The 18,526-nt window shown below is 60.1% G+C and carries 13 protein-coding genes, 3 tRNA genes and 1 pseudogene; all 17 read right to left on the reverse strand.

The genetic code is table 11. The features are described 5' to 3' along the window. Positions 1–10: 10 nt before the first annotated feature. The 17 genes and pseudogenes from ACYZTR_RS18235 to accD all read right to left on the reverse strand — a co-directional run bounded on the left by ACYZTR_RS18235 (position 11) and on the right by accD (position 18,379). Positions 11–1,438, reverse strand: coding sequence for a DHA2 family efflux MFS transporter permease subunit (locus ACYZTR_RS18235; protein ID WP_461979784.1), 1,428 nt, complete (start codon positions 1,436–1,438; stop codon positions 11–13). Beyond that, entirely contained in the window at positions 1,435–2,646 is a 1,212-nt protein-coding gene (locus ACYZTR_RS18240) for a type III PLP-dependent enzyme (RefSeq protein WP_461973071.1), read from the reverse strand. The genes ACYZTR_RS18235 and ACYZTR_RS18240 overlap by 4 nt, the downstream gene beginning before the upstream one ends. Further along, positions 2,639–4,423 (reverse strand): IucA/IucC family protein, encoded by a 1,785-nt coding sequence (locus ACYZTR_RS18245; protein ID WP_461973073.1) that lies wholly within the window; start codon positions 4,421–4,423, stop codon positions 2,639–2,641. Before ACYZTR_RS18245 ends, ACYZTR_RS18240 begins: the two co-directional genes overlap by 8 nt. 210 nt (positions 4,424–4,633) lie before the next feature. After that, the gene (locus ACYZTR_RS18250; RefSeq protein ID WP_461973075.1) at positions 4,634–6,010 is read right to left on the reverse strand and encodes a diaminobutyrate--2-oxoglutarate transaminase; all 1,377 of its coding nucleotides are present in this window, start codon (positions 6,008–6,010) and stop codon (positions 4,634–4,636) included. A 357-nt stretch (positions 6,011–6,367) separates the two neighbouring features. After that, a complete protein-coding gene (locus tag ACYZTR_RS18255; protein ID WP_461973077.1) occupies positions 6,368–8,791 on the reverse strand; it encodes a TonB-dependent receptor in 2,424 nt (807 codons plus the stop codon). 67 nt (positions 8,792–8,858) lie between these two features. Continuing rightward, on the reverse strand, positions 8,859–9,809 hold the full coding sequence (locus ACYZTR_RS18260; protein WP_461973079.1) for a FecR domain-containing protein: 951 nt from the start codon (positions 9,807–9,809) through the stop codon (positions 8,859–8,861). After that, on the reverse strand, positions 9,806–10,315 hold the full coding sequence (locus tag ACYZTR_RS18265; RefSeq protein WP_461973081.1) for a sigma-70 family RNA polymerase sigma factor: 510 nt from the start codon (positions 10,313–10,315) through the stop codon (positions 9,806–9,808). Before ACYZTR_RS18265 ends, ACYZTR_RS18260 begins: the two co-directional genes overlap by 4 nt. Positions 10,316–10,707: 392 nt before the next feature. Then, positions 10,708–10,784 (reverse strand) — tRNA-Asp (locus tag ACYZTR_RS18270). A gap of 93 nt (positions 10,785–10,877) precedes the next feature. Then, positions 10,878–10,954, reverse strand: a tRNA-Asp gene (locus tag ACYZTR_RS18275). A gap of 55 nt (positions 10,955–11,009) precedes the next feature. After that, positions 11,010–11,085: transfer RNA gene (locus ACYZTR_RS18280), tRNA-Val, on the reverse strand. A 159-nt stretch (positions 11,086–11,244) separates the two neighbouring features. After that, complete coding sequence (locus ACYZTR_RS18285; protein WP_461973083.1) at positions 11,245–12,021, reverse strand: SDR family oxidoreductase; 777 nt, start codon at positions 12,019–12,021, stop codon at positions 11,245–11,247. After that, positions 12,018–13,229 (reverse strand): O-succinylhomoserine sulfhydrylase, encoded by a 1,212-nt coding sequence (locus ACYZTR_RS18290; protein WP_461973085.1) that lies wholly within the window; start codon positions 13,227–13,229, stop codon positions 12,018–12,020. Before ACYZTR_RS18290 ends, ACYZTR_RS18285 begins: the two co-directional genes overlap by 4 nt. Before the next feature lie 78 nt (positions 13,230–13,307). Then, entirely contained in the window at positions 13,308–14,813 is a 1,506-nt protein-coding gene (gene purF / locus ACYZTR_RS18295; RefSeq protein ID WP_010456022.1) for an amidophosphoribosyltransferase, read from the reverse strand. 41 nt (positions 14,814–14,854) lie between these two features. Next, positions 14,855–15,413, reverse strand: a pseudogene (locus ACYZTR_RS18300) (CvpA family protein). Between the two features lie 98 nt (positions 15,414–15,511). Further along, complete coding sequence (locus ACYZTR_RS18305; RefSeq protein WP_461973087.1) at positions 15,512–16,171, reverse strand: SPOR domain-containing protein; 660 nt, start codon at positions 16,169–16,171, stop codon at positions 15,512–15,514. Next, a complete protein-coding gene (gene folC, locus ACYZTR_RS18310) occupies positions 16,155–17,462 on the reverse strand; it encodes a bifunctional tetrahydrofolate synthase/dihydrofolate synthase (RefSeq protein WP_461973089.1) in 1,308 nt (435 codons plus the stop codon). The genes ACYZTR_RS18305 and folC overlap by 17 nt, the downstream gene beginning before the upstream one ends. After that, positions 17,459–18,379, reverse strand: a complete 921-nt coding sequence (gene accD / locus ACYZTR_RS18315; RefSeq protein ID WP_461973091.1) for an acetyl-CoA carboxylase, carboxyltransferase subunit beta — start codon at positions 18,377–18,379, stop codon at positions 17,459–17,461. Before accD ends, folC begins: the two co-directional genes overlap by 4 nt. Positions 18,380–18,526 lie beyond the last annotated feature (147 nt).

The following is an 18,526-nucleotide window of genomic DNA, read 5'->3' on the forward strand; positions in this document are numbered from 1 at the left end:
CATGAAAGAATTAACGGTGTTCGAGGGCTGAGGGCAGTGCCTCGGCCGACTCGTCGGATGCGGAAACTGGGAAACGCCAGGCACAGGGCAATGCCAGCAGAATGAGGATGCCGGTGACCATGAAGACCTCGCTGATTGCCCCTGAACTAACCATCGAAACAGCCCCGCCCCCCGTCTCAGCGGCCAGGCGAAACTCCAGCCACAGCGAGGCAATCACGATGGCCAGTGACGAGACGAGACGACGGGAAATGTTATTCATCGCCGCGCCCTGAGTGACCATCGGTTCAGGCAGCGCATCGAGCCCGGCAGTGGTGATGGGGATATAGGACAGGCCCAGCCCGACGCCGCGGACCATCATCAGAAAAAACACCACACCGATTGAAGCGCCAGCCCCCAGCATGCCCAATCCCAGGGTGGCGCCCCCGGTCAACAGCAGCCCCCAAAGCACTACTGCGCGCGGGCCGTGGCGGTCCAGCCACTTGCCGCCGAGATGCCCGAACAAGCTGGCGAACATCGCCGTGCACAGCAGCGACAAGCCGGTCCAGATCGCGCTGTAGCCCATCACCACTTGCACCAGCAGCGGCAGCAGGACCAGGCATTCGAACATGCCGACCGACTGCACCACCGCGATGATCACGCTCAAGCGATAACCGCGCAGGGCAAAGATGCGCAGATTGAGCAATGGCGAAGTCCGGTTCAGTTCCAGTCGCACAAACGCGACCAGGCACAGGATCGCCGCCAGCAACATGCCGAGGTTGAAAGGATCGGCCAGGGCTTGCGCGTGACGCAGACGGCCAACGGCGATCATCAGCAGACCGATGCCCGTCGCAATCAGTAGGTAACCTGCCAAATCGAAAGGTTTGCGCTCTGACGCTTCAGAGGCCGGAAGCACGCCGACACCCAGGATCAGCGCCAGCAAGCCAATAGGGACATTCATCAGGAACAGCGAGCGCCAACTGAACCACTCCAGCATCAGGCTGCCGCATAACGGCCCCAATGCCGGTGCCAGCATGACCGCCGCGCCCCACAGGCCAGTGACCTTCCCCCGCTCGCCTTTGGCGTACACCGAAAAAATGATCGCCAGGGACAGCGGAATCATCAGCCCGCTGGCGATGCCTTGCACCACGCGCGCGGCAATCACCAGCGCGATGGAGTTGGCCAGCGCCCCGAGCAACGAGCCGCAGACAAACAACGCCACGCCCCACAAATAGAGGGTTTTTCGCCCCACCCGCTGGCTGAGAAAACTGGTGAGGGGCATGGTCATGCCCATGCTCACCATGAACGCCGCCACAATCCAGGTGGCCAACAGCGGGCCGATCTCAAAGGCCTCCATGAAAGCCGGCAACGCCGGATTCAGCGAGCTGTTGTTCAGGCTGACCGTCAGCGTGCCCAACAGCACATTGACCACCACCAACCAACGCGGCACGGCAAACGTCAATCCCACGGTGCGACTCCGGCATCGTGCAGGAACACCTGTGATGGTCGCGGATGACAGAGGAAGTCGGCATGGGAAATGTTGTAGCCATAGGCACCTGCCAGCGGCAGCACCAGCATGTCGCCGACTTCGACACCCATCAGCGGGCAATCGCGGCTCAGCACATCCTTGGGCGTACAAAGTTGCCCGACCACGGTCCAGTCCTGTTGCAACGCGCCGGCTGTTGCTTGATGCCTGGGCAGATGAATGACCGGGTGATCGTGCCCCTGGGCGACCGGTAAACGGAATTGATGGGTGCCGCCCCGACAGACCAGAAAGTGCTTGCCGTGACTGGTTTTCTTATCCAGCACTTCAATGGCGTAGTAGCCACAGAAGGCGCTGATGAAACGACCGGGTTCAAAGCGCACGATGGGCGCATCGGCACACGCTGCAAGGCTCTGCCCCAAATGCGCACACAAGCGCTGCCAATCGAACTGCTGCGGGCTGAGGTAATTGACGCCGATTCCGCCGCCCACATTGAGGTGGGTGATCGCCGCCGGGTTGGCCGACAACGCTTTCCATTGCGGCCAGCGTTCCAGGTACAGATCGAGCAGTTGCTCATGACGGTCCACCAGCGACTGGTGAGACATCGCATGTATATGAAAGCCCTTGAGCCGCAGATGGCTGGCGTTATCGACCCAGCTTACCGCCTGGGCCAATTCTGACTCATCGATCCCGAACGGGGTGGCCGTGCCGGCCATCGCCAGTTTGCTGGACAGCGGCGATGGCAGTTCGGGGTTGATCCGCAGCAATACGTCTTGCACGCGCCCCGCTTCCAGTGCCAGCCGTTGCAGACGGACGATTTCACTCAGGCTTTCGATGTGGATGGCTTCGACCTGATGTTGCAGCGCCGAACGCAGGTCGGAATCCAGTTTGCCGGGGCCAGAGAATATGAACGGCTTGCGCGTAGAACAGGCCTGCAGGCGATCAATCTCACCGCCGGAGGAAATCTCGAACCCGTGCACCAACGGCGCCACAGCGGACACTATCTGCGGTTCACTGTTGGCCTTGATGGCGTAGTAAAGCTCCACGCCTTCAGGGAGCGCCGCCATCACCTGCGTCACGTGATGTTTAAGCGCGTCCAGGTCGTAGATGAACAGCGCCAACGGATCTTCGTGCTGCGTGCGGGCTTCGTCGATGGCGGCCAATATCGCTTCGGGCAATTTATCCATACTTGGCCTCCTTGCCCCACGGGGACACCAGACTGACGTAACCGGCCTGGCGATCGGCCTTGGCCGCCAAGCGGACTTTAAGGTTGGTTTTGCAGGCAATCGGCTGACCGGCGATCAGTGCGTCCAACTCCGGTGCATCGCGGGTCAGTTCGGCGCGGATACTGATCAATTGCTGCTCCACCCGTTGCCACATCAGCGGCGCCAGGTGCGGGCGTTCCCAGCTCAGGGCCAGTACAGCCTCGGACAAATTGTTGACGAACAGGCAATAAACGATGCGGTTCCATCCTTGCTGGCGGGAATAGAGCAGCGACTCACGCACCCGTGGATGAACGTCTGCGTCGATCCGCGAGGCACCCAGTTCGTCGGTCAGTTTGACCCCTTCAAAATCCCTTAGCAGCAAGCGTTGTGGACGACCGTTGTCGTGCACCAGCACGCTGTTCTGCAAATGCGGCTCCATCACGATGCCGTGGTTGAAGAACAGCGCCAGCACCGGCCGTAGCAACAGCGCCTGATAGTCGTCGAACCAGCTCAACAGCTGTTGGTCGTGGATGTCGTTGCCGTTGAACCGGCTCAGGAATTCATGCACCAACGGCGGTAAATGCAGGCCACGAGCGAACAACGTACCGGCCATGATGCTGCAGTCGGTGCCGGTGTCGAGGCAGAAGTTCTCCCGCAGGATCGCCCCGGTCTGTTCGCGGAACCAATGGTTATCGGCTTCGCCGGCCTGTTGCGGCGCCCAACTCAGAATGCCCGGTTCGGCCACCACCGAGAGCCCGCCAAGGGTCTCGGGGCGGGTCAGTTGCAGGTTACGAAAGATGCGGTCGATCATCAGTGCGCTTTCCAGTTCGTACCAGGCGTTTTTCCTGACGCAATTGGTGATGCGCACGTTCAGCGAGCCCTTGATGAAGAACTCATGACCCTCGATGTACCACGTCCGGATGGACGCAGTGGGGTTGGCCATCAGCCCTGTGGCGCCAAGATCGACGATGGCCGCGGATTTCAATAGACGCTGAACCCGGCCATCCTGCATGAATAACTGGGCCTGTACCGGATGCATGCAGATAACTGCGTGCCCTGGCCGCGCCTGCGCTTGATCGGCAAAACCGGCCAGCACTTGGGCTTTGCTCAGACCGTTGGCCCCGACGTTCAATCCTTCCAGCGGCACCTCGAACAGGTGCAACGGCGTGCGGGCCTGAAATTCCGGCGCATAGGTTTCCTGGGCCAGATGAGCTGGCCACAGGCGTGCCTTGGGTGCCGGGTGGTTCGGATGACCGAACCACAAGCCCTGCTCGCTGGCCAGGTAACCGCTGAGCGGTGCCGGGTGCTGGCCGTCCATGTTGTGGGCGACGATGGCTGCGGTCAGTAACTGGCTTTGCAACACCTGATCCAGCAACTCGTCGTTGCTGGCGCGGGTCATGTGTTCGCAAGCCGCGAGCAACTGTTCTACGAACTCGGCAAACCTCAGGCACGACCAGCAGCCCTCACCGCGCCGGGCATAGACGTCCGACAGGTAACGGTGACTGCCAAGGCCATCACGACGGTCCACCATCACAAAGAACTGCTGCTGGTTGGGCAGGTTGATGGTCAGCGGAATGCCCCTCCATTCCAGGCCCTCAAGGTAACTGCCCGGGGCAATACCTTGCATCTGCGTCGGCCAACTGTAACGGAGGCAGTTTTCCGGCAAGGCGAACTCTTTGATCAAACAATTAAGCAACGCGCGCGTCGTCGCCAACTCACTGACCATATTCGATAAAACACTGCGATCTGGATGACTCATGGGTGCTCCACAGTAGCCTGCTAAGCCACTGGACACGTTATATGGTGAAAAAATTAGTTGCTGATCGACCGATTAACAGCCGACGGAACCCCACGTAACGACATCACTTCACTGAACCTTTTAAACAATCTAACGACCACCGAAGTTACTTGCGCCAACGCCTTCAACCTGCAACTTGACGGGTTGTTAACGCAACGTCGATTGATTCACTCAAGCGCGCAACTGCAATAAAGCTGCCGCCATGGCGTTATCAAAACGCTGGATCACTTGCTGGCATTGTTCATCGTCGATAATCAATGGCGGCAACAAGCGGATGATATTGCCCTTACGCCCGCCGCGTTCCAGCAACAGGCCTTGTTTGAAGCACTGTTGCTGGATGGCCGCGGCCAGCGCCGGGTCCATCGGGAAACGCCCGTGGCGATCCGCCGGCTGGCGCTCGTCGACGATCTCGATGCCCAGCATCAGGCCGCGACCGCGCACTTGGCCAAGGGCCGGATAATGCACCTGCAACTCGACCAGTCGGTCCTTGAGCCACTGGCCACGACGCTCGGCCTGGGCGGCGAGGTTTTGCTGTTGCAGCACCTGCAACGTAGCCAGCCCGGCAGCCATGGCCATCTGGTTGCCGCGGAAGGTGCCGGCGTGGTTGCCTGGCTCCCAGGCGTCGAATTCACGCCGGATGCCCAGTACCGCCATGGGCAAACCGCCACCGACCGCTTTGGACATGACGATCAGGTCAGGCTCGATGTCGGCGTGTTCGAAGGCAAACATCTTGCCGGTGCGACCGAAACCGGTCTGCACTTCGTCGAGGATCAGCAGGATGCCGTGCTTGCGCGTCACCTCGCGGATCGCCCGCAGCCAGCTCGCCGGGGCACAGTTGACCCCGCCCTCACCCTGCACCGCTTCAAGGATCACCGCCGCCGGCAGTGACACGCCGCTTTCGACGTCTTCGATGAATTGAGTGAAATAGTATGTCAAGGCCTCGACCCCGGCCTCACCGCCAATGCCCAGGGGGCAACGGTATTCGTGGGGGTACGGCATGAACTGCACCCCGGGCATCAGGCTGGCGATGGCATTTTTTGGCGCGGTGTTGCCGGTCAGGGCCAGAGCGCCGTGGGTCATGCCATGGTAGGCCCCGGAAAAACTGATGATGTTGTTACGGCCGGTGTAGGTCTTGGCCAGCTTCAGCGCGGCCTCCACCGCATCCGCCCCGGACGGTCCGCAAAATTGCAGGCAATAATCACGGCCCTGGTTCGGCAACAGGCTGAGCAGGGTTTCGCTGAAGGCGTCCTTGACCGCGGTGGTCAGGTCCAGGGTGTGCATCGGCAGGCCTGAGGCGAGGAAGCTGTCGAGGCTGGCCATGATGGCCGGGTGATTGTGACCCAGGGCCAACGTGCCAGCGCCGGCCAGGCAGTCGAGGTAAGTATTGCCTTCGACGTCGGTGACCCAGAGCCCGTGCGCCTTGGCGATTGCCAGCGGCAACTTGCGTGGATAACTGCGCACATTAGATTCGAACTTGCTCTGTCGAGCCAGATAATCGGCATTGGTTTTTCGCAAAGGGTTAGAGTGCAATACGCCATCATTCAACATCGGTTGACCCTCGTTAAATCCGATATGCAACTTATTCTCATTACCAAGTTGTTGCAACTAATTCTTACAACCTATTTGGAAATTTACATATAGCGATTTTAACTATTCTAAAAATAATCAGACACGCAAAAACCAAGTTAATAAACCTGGTATATCTCCGGAAGCGCCATGATCTAGCCATGATCTTGTATGCAACTGACAACTTCGATATAGGTTACCGACAGACTGCAACTTATCCGAAAAGTGTCTTGAATGTTCATTAACTGATGGGGTGCATATGTCCTTCCTCTATTCGAATCAGGTCATGGCCCAACGACTGACTGCGCCCCGGTCTCTGGGGCGCATGACACGGATGAATCAGAAGTCGACAGTCGCCGAAAGGAGGTAGGTGCGTGGGGTCGATAGCGTCAAGCCAGGTTCGCTGTCATCCGAGGCTCCGGCCGAACTCCAGTAGCGCTTGTCCGCCACGTTCTCGATATTGGCACGCAGGGTGATGTTCTTTTCCTCAACCTTGAACGCGTAGCGTGCGCCCACGTCGAAACGCTCCCAGGAGTCGATTTCCTTGTTGTTGGACTGGTCCAGATACTGCGAGCTGGAATAGATGCCGCGGCTGGTCAGGGTCAGGCCCTGCACGGTCGGCACGTCCCACTCGGCCCCCAGGTTGACGTTGTATTTCGGCGTGGCCGGCGCCCGGTTGCCGTCAAAGGTGCCATTGGTGGTGTTGGACAGCTCGCTGTCGATGTACATGACACCGCCGAGCAGGCGGAAACCATCGAGCGGTTCACCGAACATACTCAGTTCCACACCCGTGTTCTCACGCTTGCCGTTCGGCCCGAAGACGCGCGTCGTGGCGTTGGTCTCGTAGGCCGGCTGCTTGATCCGGAATACGGCGGCGGTCACGGCGAACGCACCCGCGTCATACTTGGCGCCGACCTCGACCTGCCGGCTGATGAACGGCGGGAAGATTTCGTCCTCGTTGACCGAAGTCGACGGTGCGATCTTGCCCTGGCTCAGGCCTTCCATGTAGTTGGCATACAGCGACAGCTTGTCGGTCGCCTTGAACAGGATGCCGCCCGACGGCGAAACCTTTTCCTCATCGTAGGCCGTGTCGCCTCTGACATTATCGGTCCAGTCATCAACCTTCACGCGCTGCCAGCGGGCGCCGAGGGTCAGCAGCAGCCGGTCATCGAAGAAACCCAAGGTGTCGGACAACGCCACGCCGCTGGAGCGGTTCTCGGTATAGACCTGCGAATCCTGTCGCGTGGCTCTGACAGGCGTTGGTGTGTCCACGGGGTCGTAGAGGTTGCTGCGGGCAGCGGCATAACGGGCACCGCCATTCTCGAAGTCCATGTAGAAATAGCTGGCGGCCAGGTTGACTTCATGGCTCACCGGGCCGGTATGAAACCAGTTGCGCACCCCTGCCGTGGCCGTGCGGACATTTTCGTCACGGGTGAAATCACGCGGTTGAACGCTGAAATCGCCCGCGTCGTTGGTGACTGCAACGGCATGCCGGAGGAAGTCATGGTTACTTTTGCGCGCCCCCACGCCGCCGTACAGCATGACGGAATCGCTGACATCGAATTCGGCGTTCACCGTACCGAACGTGTCGTTGGTACTCGCCTTGCTCCAAGACTGCGCATAGTTGTGGCGGACATCGCTGGCATGCGGAACCTGCGCGTTGGCGCCAACCTGCACGCGTTCCTGCGGGGCGTCGGTATCACGCTCGGTGCGCCCGATATCCGTCGAGAGCCGCAGGCGTTCACCGCGAAAATCCAGGCCCAGCACGGCCATCTCGCGGTCGACATTCTGGTGATCCCAGTCGGTATCGCCAGACTGCTTTACGCCGTTGAAACGAAGACCGAACTTGTTGTCCTCACCGAAGCGCCGGCCGACATCCACGGCCCCACCGACCTGGCTATCGGAAGCGTAACTGCCCGTGAACGAAGTGATGGGCTTGTCGGTCGCGCGCTTGGGCACCACGTTGATCCCGCCACCCACGCTGCCCCGCGGCGAGATGCCGTTGATAAGCTGGCTCGGGCCTTTGATGACGTCGACGCGGTCGGCCATCTCCATGTCGATCGTATAGGTCGGCAGGACGCCGTAGAGACCGTTGTAGGCGACATCACTGTTGAACAGGCTCAACCCGCGAATGGTGAACTGCTCATAGCGCCCACCCGCCGGGTTGGTGGCGCGAACCGAGGGATCGCTGGCGATCAGGTCGCCCAGGGTACGAGCCTGCTGGTTTTTGACCACCTCGCTGGTGTAAGTGGTCATGCTGAACGGCGTTTCCATAAAGTCTCGCGAGCCCAGCAAACCTTGCGAACCGCGGCGCGCGACCTGGCCGCCGGCATACACCTCGCCATCCGCCCCGCCCGTGGCACCGAGAATCGAGGTGGGCGCCAGTTGCAGGCTGCGGCCTTCTGGCGCAGGGGTCAGGATGTACGCCTGTTCGCCCATCGGCTGCAATAGCAGACCGGAACCCTGCAACAGCCGGGCAAAGCCCTCCTTGACAGCGTATTCGCCAGAAAGACCAGGGCTGGTGCGACCACCCACCAGTGCCGGGTCCACTGACAGATTGACCCCGGCCAGCCCGGCGAAACGGGTTAGCGCTGCGCTGAGGCTTCCTGCAGGCACCTGATAACTGCGTCGTGGCGCATCTTCGGCCCAACCGGCAGTGATAAACAACGGACAGGCACTCAGACTCAGCAACAGGCTCAAGTGCAACAACGGGCGCAGCCTGGAAGAACCCAGACGCTTATTGCAGGGCATCACTGCGGGCATTGAGAATCTCTCTGATTTAGTTTCACACACCTTGAATGACAAGCGATGCGAAAAAAGGGGACAGACCTCAAACACTATTTTTGCGCGGCAGCAACGTAACCCAGTAGCGGGTTCGCCTATGCACCTCCAGCGGCAAGCTGGCCGCCAGCAACGTCAGGATGCGATCGGTGTCTTCCAGGCGAAAACTGCCGGTGACTCGCAGTGACTCGAGTTCCGGTTCCCAGCGCAGCACGCCCGGACGATAGGTGCTGAGTTCGCGCAGAAAATCGCCCAAGGGCTGGTTCTGCACCATCAGCACACCGTCACGCCAGCCTGGGGCAAGCACATCGAAAGGCTCTACGGCTCCCGCGCCCATTGCCTGAAGGCTGACTTGCTGGCCGGCGCGCAATGAAAAGACCGGTCCGCGCAAAGGCTGCAACTGCACCGTGCCTTTAAGCACTGACACCTTGCAACCCGCCTGCCCCTGACGAACGCACACTTCGCTCTGACTGACGACCACTTGCCCGAAGTGGGTCTGGATCGTCAGCGGCGAGGTTACGGGTACGTTCAGCGCTATTTCGCCTTCCACGAGTTTCAGTCGCCGGTTCTTCAGGTCTATATCGACGGCACTCGCGGTGTTCAATTGCAGCGAGCTGCCATCGGCCAATTGGACTTTTTTGCCCTCCCCGGTCGCGGTCCGCAGGTCGGCGCTCCAGACATCCAGAGGTAACTGCCGACTGATCAACCAGGCGGCCGGCACCAGCGCCACCGCTCCGACAGCGCGTTTGAGCACCGTGCGCCGACTCGTCTGCGGCCGATCCAGACTGGCCATGGCCAGTGCCGACGGCAGGTCGGCAAAGCGTTGGCGCAAGAGTTGAGCTTTCTGCCAGGCCTGTTCGTGGCTGGAATGGCTGTCACGCCAGCTCTGCAGATTGGCACGATCACGCTCATTGGCAGCGCCGGACTCCAGGAGTGCCAACCATTGCGCGGCAGCCCGCACGACTTGCCGGTCTTGCGCCGAAGGTGCTGAACCGATCACAACTCCACCAGCAGACAATGTTCGTAGGCTTGGGCCATGTAGCGCTTGATGGTGCGCTCCGAGACTTGCAGGCGCTCAGCGATGTCTTGGTAACCCAGGCCTTCCAGCTGGCTCCAGAGAAATGCCCGGCGCACCGGTGTCGGCAATCCATCGAGCAATTCGTCCAGGGCTTGCAGGGTTTCCAGCAGAATCCAGCGCTGCTCGGGAGATGGCACGCAATCCTCGGGCAGCAGCGCCAGTGCATTGAGGTAGACCTGCTCCAGGCTGCGACGCTTGTACAAATTGGTCAGCAACCGCTTGCCCACGGTCGCCAGGTAGGCACGGGGTTCTTGCAGGTCAGCAATGCGCTGGGAGCTGGCGAACAAACGCACGAACGTATCCTGGCTCAAGTCCGCCGCATCATGGCCATTGCTCATGCGTCGTCTCAACCAGCTTTCGAGCCAGCCACGATGGTCGCGGTACAGGTCGTGGAAGGTTTGCCCCGTCGGCATCGCTGCATCACTCATCTAAAGGAACCCTGCGCGAAGAAATATTTTAAATGCGACTCATTCTAATTAGTGTTGAGACTTCAAACCAAGCCCTTTGTGCGGTTTGCCCCCAGGAAGAACCTGAATAAATAAATGACGGACAGGCATTTCGGCCACGCAGGCGCCGGGGATTCAGGGCTGCGCGTTATTGAAGGAAATCATAAAGAAGAGTCAGAATTTATTGCACATCCGCGCTTGGCCGGCGGATGCAAATCCCTGAAGGTCAGGGAAAGGAGAGAAAAGCCAAATCGCAGACACAAAAAACCCTGGTCTTTCGACCAGGGTTTTTGCTATCGACTCGAAGTAGACACTGGCTTTACCAGCAGCTCTCTTCGTAGCTCCAAGGCGTTCAGTGGGCCTTGAAGCAGATATGGCGCAGCGGACGGGACTCGAACCCGCGACCCCCGGCGTGACAGGCCGGTATTCTAACCGACTGAACTACCGCTGCGTATCGCTTTGGACTTGCGTCCAATTAACTCGTCTGACTGGAAAGCTTCGAGGCTTTTCAATCTCGAGCCAGGTGAACCTGACTCGGAAAATATGGCGCAGCGGACGGGACTCGAACCCGCGACCCCCGGCGTGACAGGCCGGTATTCTAACCGACTGAACTACCGCTGCGCGTCGGTGGAGGCTTTTAAAAGCTTCCATCTTGCTTTCGCAAGACTCTCGGAAGTGGTGGGTGATGACGGGATCGAACCGCCGACATTCTGCTTGTAAGGCAGACGCTCTCCCAGCTGAGCTAATCACCCGTTTGCATCTCCGAGGCCGCGAAATTTACGCAGGTACCGAAGCTAAGTCAATACCCCGCTTGAAGTTTTTCTGAAAAAGACAAAATCATGTCATTTCCCGCGGTGCTGCCAATGGCCACCTGCAACCTCAAGCCGCAGCGGTCGCGGCCCCGGCTCGGATTACTCGCTGTAAATCATCTTCTTGGTCATGCCGCCATCGACCACGAACTCCTGGCCTGTGACGAAACCGGCGTTCTTTGACAACAGCCAAGCGACCATCGCCGCCACGTCCTCGACCGTCCCTACCCTGCCCGCCGGATGCTGAGCATGGTCGGCATCGGTCAGCGGTTCGGCTCGACGTGCGGAGGGGTCTCGCGCATCGATCCAGCCCGGGCTGACCGCATTGACACGGATTTCCGGCCCGAGGCTGATGGCCAAAGCGTGAGTCAGGGCCAACAGACCGCCCTTGCTCGCCGCGTAAGCTTCGGTGTTGGGTTCCGACTGCCCGGCGCGGGTCGAGGCCAGGTTAACGATCGCACCGCTGTGAGCGCGCAGGTACGGCGCACAGTGCTTGGCCAAGAGCATCGGCCCACTGAGATTCACTGCCAGCACCCGATTCCAGTACGCCAGATCAAGGCTTTCAAGGGTGATGTTGTGTGGGTCGGCAACCGCCGCGTTACACACCAGCGCATCCAAGCGCCCGAATTGCCCCAGCACCTCGGCAACGCCCAACGCCACCTGCCCTTCGTTCGCGACATCCATGGCGATGAACCAGGCGTTGTCGCCGAGCACTTTCGCCACTTTCGAACCGCGCACTCGATCAAGATCGATCAACACTACCTGCCAGCCTTCGCTGATCAGCCACGCCGCGATACCCAGCCCAACGCCCCGCGCAGCCCCCGTGACCAGCGCAACGCGGCCATTGGTGCCGGTAGTCGGTGTGGACAACTCGATCACAAGGCAGCCAACCCGCGCGCCAGATCGGCTTGCAGGTCTGCCACGTCTTCCAGACCGACCGCGATGCGGATCAGGCTGTCAAGAATGCCCGCTGCTTCACGCTCTTGCGGCGCAAGACGGCCGTGAGAGGTGGTGCTTGGGTGCGTGATGGTGGTCTTGCTGTCACCGAGGTTGGCGGTGATGGAAATCAGACGGGTTGCATCGATAAAGCGCCAGGCGCCCTCTTTGCCGCCCTTGACTTCAAAACTCACGACCGCACCGAAACCCTTCTGCTGACGCAGGGCCAAGGCGTGCTGCGGATGGCTTTTGAGGCCGGCGTAATGGACTTTCTCGATGCCGTCCTGCTGCTCCAGCCACTCGGCCAGTTGCTGAGCGTTGGCGCAATGCGCCTTCATCCGTAGGCTCAGGGTTTCCAGGCCCTTGAGGAAGATCCAGGCATTGAACGGGCTCAGGGTCGGCCCGGCAGTCCGCAGGAAACCGACGACTTCTTTCATCTGCTCGCTGCGACCGGCCACAACACCGCCCATGCAACGGCCCTGGCCGTCGATAAACTTGGTCGCCGAGTGCACGACGATGTCCGCGCCCATCTTCAGCGGCTGCTGCAACGCAGGGGTGCAGAAGCAGTTGTCGACCACCAGCAGCGCACCTTTGGCGTGAGCGATTTGCGACAGTGCGGCGATGTCCACCAGCTCGGCCAGCGGATTGGACGGTGATTCGACGAAGAGCAGTTTGGTATTGGCCTTGATCGCCGAATCCCAACCGGACAAGTCCGCCAGAGGCACGTAATCGACTTCGATGCCGAAGCGCTTGAAGTACTTCTCGAACAGGCTGATGGTCGAACCGAACACACTGCGCGACACCAGTACGTGATCACCGGCGCTGCACAGGCTCATCACCACCGCCATGATCGCGGCCATGCCGGTCGCCGTGGCCACGGCTTGCTCGGCGCTTTCCAACGCGGCAATGCGCTCTTCGAATGCGCGCACGGTCGGGTTGGTGTAGCGCGAGTAAACGTTGCCCGGCACTTCACCGGCAAAGCGTGCCGCCGCGTCGGCAGCGGTACGGAATACATAGCTGGAGGTGAAGAACATCGGATCACCGTGTTCGCCTTCCGGCGTGCGGTGCTGACCGGCACGTACGGCCAGGGTATCGAACGCTACGCCTTCGAGGTCGCTGTCCAACCGACCGGCATCCCAATCCTGACTCATGCTGTCACTCCTTGCCCTGCTCTTGATATAGAGAGTTTTTAGTAGATACAAAACCGGCCCCTCAGGGCCGGTAGAAACTCAGTTGTTGTACAGATCGATGATCGCACTGACTGCCTGCGTCTTGACCTTGGAGGCATCGTTACGTGCCTGCTCGATCTTGTTCAGGTAAGCCTCGTCGACGTCGCCAGTCACGTACTGGCCGTCGAACACTGCGCAATCGAACTTCTCGATCTTTATCTTGCCGCCACCGACCGCTTCGATCAAGTCAGGCAGGTCCTGATAGATCAACCAGTCAGCGCCGATCAGGTCAGCCACGTCTTGGGTCGAACGGTTGTGGGCGATCAGCTCGTGTGCGCTCGGCATGTCGATGCCGTAGACGTTCGGGTAGCGAACGGCCGGGGCCGCGGAGCAGAAGTAGACGTTTTTGGCGCCGGCTTCACGGGCCATCTGGATGATCTGCTTGCAAGTCGTGCCGCGAACGATCGAGTCGTCCACCAGCATTACGTTCTTGCCGCGGAATTCCAGTTCGATGGCGTTGAGCTTCTGGCGTACGGATTTTTTCCGTGCCGCCTGGCCCGGCATGATGAAGGTCCGGCCGATGTAGCGGTTCTTCACGAAGCCTTCGCGAAACTTGACGCCCAAGTGGTTCGCCAGCTCCAGGGCCGCGGTGCGGCTGGTGTCCGGAATCGGGATAACCACGTCGATGTCGTGTTCTGGACGCTCGCGCAGAATCTTCTCGGCGAGTTTCTCACCCATGCGCAGGCGGGCCTTGTAGACCGACACGCCGTCGATGATCGAATCCGGACGCGCCAGGTAGACGTGTTCGAAGATGCACGGGGTCAGGGACGGGTTGGTCGCGCACTGACGGGTGTGCAGCTTGCCGTCTTCAGTGATGTAGACCGCTTCGCCCGGCGCGAGGTCGCGAATCAGGGTGAAACCGAGCACGTCGAGGGAGACGCTTTCGGAGGCGATCATGTACTCGACGCCTTCATCCGTATGACGCTGGCCGAAGACAATCGGGCGGATGCCGTGCGGGTCGCGGAAACCGACGATGCCGTAACCGGTCACCATCGCCACGACCGCGTAACCACCGACGCAACGGTTGTGCACGTCAGTAACAGCGGCGAACACGTCTTCTTCGGTTGGCTGCAACTTGCCGCGCTGGGCCAGTTCGTGTGCGAACACGTTGAGCAGCACTTCCGAATCGGAGTTGGTGTTGACGTGGCGCAGGTCAGATTCGTAAATCTCCTTCGCCAGCTGTTCAACGTTAGTCAGGTTACCGTTGTGCGCCAGGGTGATGCCGTAAGGCGAGTTGACGTAAAACGGTTGGGCTTCGGCCGAAGTCGAGCTGCCCGCGGTCGGGTAACGCACATGGCCAATACCCATGTGGCCGACCAGGCGCTGCATGTGACGCTGATGGAACACGTCACGCACCAGGCCATTGTCCTTGCGCAGGAATAACCGGCCATCATGGCTGGTCACGATACCGGCAGCGTCCTGGCCGCGGTGCTGGAGGACGGTTAGCGCGTCATACAGCGCCTGATTGACGTTCGACTTACCGACGATACCGACGATGCCACACATGCGACGCAACCCCTACTTAATGGATCTGAACTGAACACCACTCACTGAGGCGTTTTGGCCGTCGGCAAGAGGTGCTCCTTGAACGGTATCAGCGGGTACGCTGATACCGCTGGCAAGCCACTGACTGCTCCACCCGAGGATCAGGTTTTTGGACCAGTCTGCGACCAATAGAAATTTTGGCACGAGCTGTGATTCTTGCCACCACCCGTCCTGCTGTACCGGCCCCAGGCTCAACAGCCCGACCGCCACGACCACCAGCAACACGCCACGCGCGGCGCCGAAGGCCATGCCGAGGAATCGATCGGTCCCGGAGAGCCCGGTGACGCGAACCAATTCGCCAATAAGATAATTGATCATTGCGCCTACGATTAACGTGGCGACAAACATGATGGCACAGCCAGTGATCACACGAGCCGACGGCGTTTGGATATATCCGGCGAGGTACTCGGACAATGAACCACCAAACATCCAGGCGACGACTCCTGCGATGATCCAGGTCACCAGCGATAGTGCTTCTTTGACGAAGCCGCGGCTCAGACTGATCAATGCGGAGATGGCGACGATTGCAACGATCGCCCAGTCAACCCAGGTAAATGGCACAGTGCAGCCTACAGACGGATAAGGCGGCGTATTTTAGCAGAGCCCATGCTTATCGGTAAGCTGCGATTGTCAGCGCATTTCAAATCGGGGCGATAGTTTTATCCACGCTCAGGCTGGAAACGCACCACAAAACCCTTGAGGTTCTGCTGGCGGCTCAACAAGTCACGCAAACGATCGGCTTCTGCGCGCTCGATCAGCGGTCCGACAAACACTCGATTCTTACCGTCGGCAGTACGGATGTAGGCGTTGTAGCCTTGGCTGCGCAGGGATTTCTGCAGGCTTTCTGCGCTTGCACGGCTAGACAGACTGGCCAGTTGCACCGACCAGCTGACCGACAGGCCATTGGCATCGACCCGGCTTTGAGTCGTGTCCGGTTTGCCCGGTGCGGCCGTGATCGGCTGGCTAGGCGCTGTCGTAGGCTTGGTGACCGGCACAGGAGCCGGAGCGACCGGTTTGGCCGCAGGCGCAGGCGCCACCGGGACACTTGGGGCAATCGCTGTCGACGGCGCTTCTTGCTGAGCAATTTCATCATCACTCGGTACAGGCTCCTGAGGCAGCGCTTGCGGCTCAGGCACCACCACCGGTTCGACCTGCACTTGCGGCATCGAAGGCACTTGCGGCGCAGCCGGGGCTTCAACCGTCACTTGCCGCTGTTCATCCTGACGGGAAAACAGCATTGGCAGGAAAATCACCGCCAGCGCCACCAGAACCAGGGCGCCAACCATGCGCTGTTTGTATGCCTTATCCAGCAATGCCATTTGCCGCTTCCTCCGTGGAGCGCCGGGCCAGCCATTCAAGGGCCTCGGCGACACAATAAAATGATCCGAACAACAGAATCTCGTCGTCGCTCGTCGCCAGCGCGCACTGCCCTTCCAGGGCGGCGGCCACGCTGTCATAGGACGTTACCGAGGCGCCAAGGTTCTGCAACGCCGTGTGCAAATCGGCAACCGGGCGTGCTCGCGGTGAATCCAGCGGCGCGACGGCCCAATGCTGGACACTAGCATTCAATTCACCGACAACACCATCCAGATCCTTGTCCGCCAGCAATCCGAACACCGCCAGACGCTTGCCAACCGGTGGTCGGCTGGCCAAGCGACGAGCCAGATACTCTGCCGCATGGGGGTTATGCCCCACGTCCAGCAACAGATTCAGGCGCTTGCCCTGCCAATCGAACTGACGACGATCAAGGCGACCGACCACCCGCGTCGCTTTCAGCGCTTCAATAATCTGTGCATCCACCCAAGGCAAGCTGAGCAACAGGTAAGCCTGCAATGCCAGCGCGGCGTTTTCCATCGGCAGATCGAGCAACGGCAGATCGAGCAGCTCGACCACTCGCCCTTGAGCGTCAAGTCCGCGCCATTGCCAGTTGTGATCGGTGATGCCGAGGTCGAAATCGCGCCCACGCAGGAAAAACGGGCAATTGAGCTCGCGCGCTTTATCCAGCAGAGGTTGTGGAGGATTCAGATCGCCACACAGTGCAGGCGCGCCCTGGCGGAAGATGCCAGCTTTTTCGTAAGCCACGGACTCTCGGGTATCGCCCAGATAGTCCGCATGATCGACGCCGATGCTGGTGACCAGTGCCATGTCGGCATCCACGACGTTGACGGTATCCAGACGCCCGCCCAGCCCGACTTCCAGCACCACCGCATCGAGACTGGCGTGTTGAAACAGCCAGAACGCCGCCAGGGTGCCCATTTCAAAGTACGTCAGGGAAGTGTCGCCACGCCCCGCCTCGACTGCAGCAAAGGCTTCGCACAGCTCGGCGTCGGTGGCTTCGACGCCATTGACCTGCACCCGCTCGTTGTAACGCAGCAGGTGCGGAGAATTGTAGACACCCACTTTCAGGCCCTGCGCCTGCAGCAACGAAGCCACGAATGCGCAGGTGGAACCTTTGCCGTTGGTGCCGGTGACCGTCATCACCCGTGGCGCCGGCTTGCCCAGTCCCATGCGGGAAGCTACCTGTTGCGAGCGCTCAAGGCCCATATCGATGGCCGAAGGGTGCAACTGCTCAAGGTAGGCGAGCCACTCGCCAAGGGTACGTTGGGTCATAGGTTGGCAGGTACCGGTGGGACCACGATGGGCTCGATTGGCGCGGCGACGAATTGCGGTGTCGGCAGGCCCATCATTTGTGCCAGCAGATTGCCCAGACGCGGACGCAGTTCCTGACGGTGGATGATCAGGTCGATCGCACCGTGTTCCAGCAGGAACTCACTGCGCTGGAAGCCTTCCGGCAGTTTTTCACGCACGGTTTGCTCGATCACGCGCGGACCGGCGAAGCCGATCAGGGCCTTCGGCTCACCGACAATCACGTCGCCGAGCATCGCCAGACTGGCGGAAACACCACCGTAGACCGGGTCGGTCAGCACGGAGATGAACGGAATGCCTTCTTCACGCAGACGAGCCAGCACCGCGGAGGTCTTGGCCATTTGCATCAGGGAGATCAGGGCTTCCTGCATCCGCGCACCACCGGAAGCGGCGAAGCAGATCATCGGGCATTTGTTTTCCAGCGCGTAGTTGGCAGCGCGAACAAAACGCTCACCCACAATGGCGCCCATCGAACCGCCCATGAAGGAGAATTCAAACGCCGAAACCACCACCGGCATGCCCAACAGAGTGCCGCTCATGGAGATCAGTGCGTCTTTTTCGCCGGTCGCCTTTTGCGCAGCAGTCAGGCGATCCTTGTACTTCTTGCCGTCGCGGAACTTCAGACGGTCCACCGGCTCCAGGTCCGCGCCCAGTTCGGCACGACCCTCAGCATCGAGGAAGATATCAATACGAGCGCGAGCGCCGATACGCATGTGGTGATTGCACTTGGGGCAAACGTCCAGGGTCTTTTCCAGCTCCGGACGATACAGCACAGCCTCGCAAGACGGGCATTTGTGCCACAGACCTTCAGGCACCGAGCTCTTCTTGACCTCGGAACGCATGATCGAAGGGATCAGTTTGTCTACTAACCAGTTGCTCATGCTTTCTTTCTCCAGTACCGGCGGCCCGAACGCTTTGGTTCGCAGCCCCGCGTATGCCCTTGAGCTAAATTCATGTGTGCGGCGATGATCGATGGATTGTCACGGTCAGCGAAAAACGTGACCTGCGTACAACGCATAAATCCTCAG

Source organism: Pseudomonas sp. Hz4, assembly GCF_054898165.1.